Origin of the sequence: Flavobacterium sp. LM5, from assembly GCF_002017945.1 — a bacterium.
Classification (GTDB): Bacteria; Bacteroidota; Bacteroidia; order Flavobacteriales; family Flavobacteriaceae; genus Flavobacterium; species Flavobacterium succinicans.
In genome coordinates, this window is sequence record NZ_MUFX01000032.1 from 1 (window position 1) to 3,959 (window position 3,959).

At 33.5% G+C, this 3,959-nt stretch carries 5 protein-coding genes; 2 read left to right on the plus strand and 3 right to left on the minus strand.

Features of this window, described 5'->3' with window-relative positions:
• The first annotated feature begins 128 nt into the window (after positions 1-128).
• Together BXU11_RS16915 and BXU11_RS16920 are read left to right on the plus strand one after the other, a co-directional pair.
• Positions 129-1,316 carry a S28 family serine protease gene (locus BXU11_RS16915; protein WP_223253768.1) on the plus strand — a complete coding sequence of 396 codons (1,188 nt, stop codon included), beginning with the start codon at positions 129-131 and terminating at the stop codon, positions 1,314-1,316.
• Between the two features lie 220 nt (positions 1,317-1,536).
• Complete coding sequence (locus BXU11_RS16920) at positions 1,537-1,833, plus strand: hypothetical protein (protein ID WP_223253769.1); 297 nt, start codon at positions 1,537-1,539, stop codon at positions 1,831-1,833.
• A 120-nt stretch (positions 1,834-1,953) separates the two neighbouring features.
• On the opposite strand, the gene BXU11_RS16925 is transcribed toward BXU11_RS16920, so the two are convergent.
• The 3 genes from BXU11_RS16925 to BXU11_RS18195 all read right to left on the minus strand — a co-directional run bounded on the left by BXU11_RS16925 (position 1,954) and on the right by BXU11_RS18195 (position 3,831).
• Positions 1,954-2,418: a hypothetical protein gene (locus BXU11_RS16925; protein ID WP_189318559.1), complete on the minus strand. Its 465-nt coding sequence runs from the start codon at positions 2,416-2,418 to the stop codon at positions 1,954-1,956.
• Positions 2,419-2,533: 115 nt separating this feature from the next.
• Positions 2,534-3,478 carry a S28 family serine protease gene (locus BXU11_RS16930; protein ID WP_223253770.1) on the minus strand — a complete coding sequence of 315 codons (945 nt, stop codon included), beginning with the start codon at positions 3,476-3,478 and terminating at the stop codon, positions 2,534-2,536.
• Complete coding sequence (locus tag BXU11_RS18195) at positions 3,475-3,831, minus strand: hypothetical protein (RefSeq protein ID WP_223253771.1); 357 nt, start codon at positions 3,829-3,831, stop codon at positions 3,475-3,477. The genes BXU11_RS16930 and BXU11_RS18195 overlap by 4 nt, the downstream gene beginning before the upstream one ends.
• Positions 3,832-3,959 lie beyond the last annotated feature (128 nt).

Sequence of the window (3,959 nt, forward strand, 5' to 3'; positions counted from 1 at the left end):
AGAAGATTAATTTATGATAACACTATTTCATCAAAAATTAGATAACTTAGAACAATTTAAGGTTAATATAGTACAAATTGATTATGCAGTAAGGACATATTTTTTATAAAAAATCAATTTATAAAATAATGAAAAAATTACAACACCTTGTAATACTCCTCACCACATCGTTGCTATTTTTAACCAGTTTTGCACAAACTCAAAATGCAAATAAGAGTAGTTTGGAAATTAAATTAATACAATTATTTCCTGGGGCAGAAGTTAACAAAATCAAAGACTTTGAGAATTTTTCAGAGTCTTATGAATTAGTTCTAAATGAACCTTTGGATCACAAGAATCCTAAAAAAGGAACTTTTAAGCATTATATCTATTTATCGCATCTTGATTTCAAAAAACCAATGATTATTGAAACAGAAGGATATGCTGCTCGATATAGAAAAACAGAATTAAGCAGTTTGTTAAACGCCAATCAGCTTATTGTTGAATATCGTTTTTATGGAAAATCAAGACCTAACCCAATTCAATGGCAGTATCTTACAAACGATCAAGCGATTGCCGATTACCATACTATTGTCACAAAACTAAAACAATTGTATACCGGAAAATGGGTCTCAACAGGAATTAGCAAAGGTGGAGAAACCACCTTAATTTATAAATCGAAATATCCAAATGATATAGATGTTGCCGTTCCCTATGTGGCTCCGTTGATAAATACCCAAGAAGATCCACGAATTGAACAGCATTTAGCCACTATAGGGACATCCGAATGCCGAAAAAAAATAACAGCATTTCAGCGTAGTTTACTGCAAAATAGAGCAAGTCTAATCAATGAAATTCAAGCGTATGCGGAAAAGGAAAAAATGATATTTACAGCCGTTTCTTTGGATGAAGCATTAGAGTATAGTGCACTCGAATTTCCTTTTTCTTTTTGGCAATGGGGCGGCAAATGCGAAGAAATTCCAAACAGTACAGCATCCTCAAAAGAACTTTTTGAGTATATGAACAAAATTGTAGGCATTGGGTCTTATAATGACCAAAGCTACTACGACCTTTTACCCTCATTTTATCAACACATGAGTGAATTAGGCTATTACGGTTATGATTTTACTCCTGTAAAAGATTTGTTAACCACAGTAAAAAGTTCTTCAAATAATCGATTTGCTCCAAAAGATGTCGCAATACAATATAACCCAAACTACATCAAAAGCGTTAGAGCTTACGTTGAGAATAAAGGCTCAAAGATATTGTATATTTACGGAGGTTATGATACATGGGTAGCTTGTTCCCCACTCCAAAATCAAATCTTGATGCCTTAAAAATGGTCTTGCCAGAAGGTAGTCACGCAACGAGGATAAAAAACTTTCCGAAAGAGGAACAAGAAAAAGCAATACAACTTCTTAAAAAATGGCTGCTTGCAAACTAATTTTTTGAAATAGTAAACTATAAAGCGAATCTTTTTAATTCTTTTGCAAATGATGGAAAAGGTATGCTTACAATCTTATTTCAAAACTAAAAACACTTTCAAAACAAAATAAAATGAACAAAAAGAAAATCCTTTTTATTCTTGTATCTATTGGTATAGTCCAATACGGATGGACTCAAAAGCACTTTCCCAATTTAGCAGCAGCCAAAAACAATATCGATTACAAAGGCAACCCTAAAAATGCTACGGATAGAAATCCATTAGCTTTTTCGGACAAAGGCGCTTGGTTTGCCTTTGGATTCTTGGACGCTTCCGGAATTCAAGCGGGATTTTCGGGTCCATTTTTAATGACAGAGCAAAACGGTGTTTGGCTAAGCCCTTCTTTTTGTTGCCCTTCAACTTCAGGATGAAAACAAACAAGAGGTCATTCACTGGAAAAGCGCATTGGTGCAACAAAACAGTTACAACAGTCATTTAGAGCAAGAATTTAAAAGCGAAAAAATAAGAAGAAAAAGTGTTAGTTTTTTTGATCAGGTATTCGGCATTGCTAGTTTTTTGCAATGCCGAATACCTCGATCAAAAAAACTAATTCTTGTTTGATCCTTATTTTTTTCGCTTTTAAATTCTTGCTCTAAATGACTGTTGTAACTGTTTTGTTGCACCAATGCGCTTTTCCAGTGAATGACCTCTTGTTTGTTTTCATCCTGAAGTTGAAGGGCAACAAAAGAAGGGCTTAGCCAAACACCGTTTTGCTCTGTCATTAAAAATGGACCCGAAAATCCCGCTTGAATTCCGGAAGCGTCCAAGAATCCAAAGGCAAACCAAGCGCCTTTGTCCGAAAAAGCTAATGGATTTCTATCCGTAGCATTTTTAGGGTTGCCTTTGTAATCGATATTGTTTTTGGCTGCTGCTAAATTGGGAAAGTGCTTTTGAGTCCATCCGTATTGGACTATACCAATAGATACAAGAATAAAAAGGATTTTCTTTTTGTTCATTTTATTTTGTTTTTGAAAGTGTTTTTTAGTTTTGAAATAAGATTGTAAGCATACCTTTTCCATCATTTGCAAAAGAATTAAAAAGATTCGCTTTATAGTTTACTATTTCAAAAAATTAGTTTGCAAGCAGCCATTTTTTAAGAAGTTGTATTGCTTTTTCTTGTTCCTCTTTCGGAAAGTTTTTTATCCTCGTTGCGTGACTACCTTCTGGCAAGACCATTTTTAAGGCATCAAGATTTGATTTTGGAGTGGGGGAACAAGCTACCCATGTATCATAACCTCCGTAAATATACAATATCTTTGAGCCTTTATTCTCAACGTAAGCTCTAACGCTTTTGATGTAGTTTGGGTTATATTGTATTGCGACATCTTTTGGAGCAAATCGATTATTTGAAGAACTTTTTACTGTGGTTAACAAATCTTTTACAGGAGTAAAATCATAACCGTAATAGCCTAATTCACTCATGTGTTGATAAAATGAGGGTAAAAGGTCGTAGTAGCTTTGGTCATTATAAGACCCAATGCCTACAATTTTGTTCATATACTCAAAAAGTTCTTTTGAGGATGCTGTACTGTTTGGAATTTCTTCGCATTTGCCGCCCCATTGCCAAAAAGAAAAAGGAAATTCGAGTGCACTATACTCTAATGCTTCATCCAAAGAAACGGCTGTAAATATCATTTTTTCCTTTTCCGCATACGCTTGAATTTCATTGATTAGACTTGCTCTATTTTGCAGTAAACTACGCTGAAATGCTGTTATTTTTTTTCGGCATTCGGATGTCCCTATAGTGGCTAAATGCTGTTCAATTCGTGGATCTTCTTGGGTATTTATCAACGGAGCCACATAGGGAACGGCAACATCTATATCATTTGGATATTTCGATTTATAAATTAAGGTGGTTTCTCCACCTTTGCTAATTCCTGTTGAGACCCATTTTCCGGTATACAATTGTTTTAGTTTTGTGACAATAGTATGGTAATCGGCAATCGCTTGATCGTTTGTAAGATACTGCCATTGAATTGGGTTAGGTCTTGATTTTCCATAAAAAACGATATTCAACAATAAGCTGATTGGCGTTTAACAAACTGCTTAATTCTGTTTTTTCTATATCGAGCAGCATATCCTTCTGTTTCAATAATCATTGGTTTTTTGAAATCAAGATGCGATAAATAGATATAATGCTTAAAAGTTCCTTTTTTAGGATTCTTGTGATCCAAAGGTTCATTTAGAACTAATTCATAAGACTCTGAAAAATTCTCAAAGTCTTTGATTTTGTTAACTTCTGCCCCAGGAAATAATTGTATTAATTTAATTTCCAAACTACTCTTATTTGCATTTTGAGTTTGTGCAAAACTGGTTAAAAATAGCAACGATGTGGTGAGGAGTATTACAAGGTGTTGTAATTTTTTCATTATTTTATAAATTGATTTTTTATAAAAATATGTCCTTACTGCATAATCAATTTGTACTATATTAACCTTAAATTGTTCTAAGTTATCTAATTTTTGATGAAATAGTGTTATCATAAATTAATCTTCTA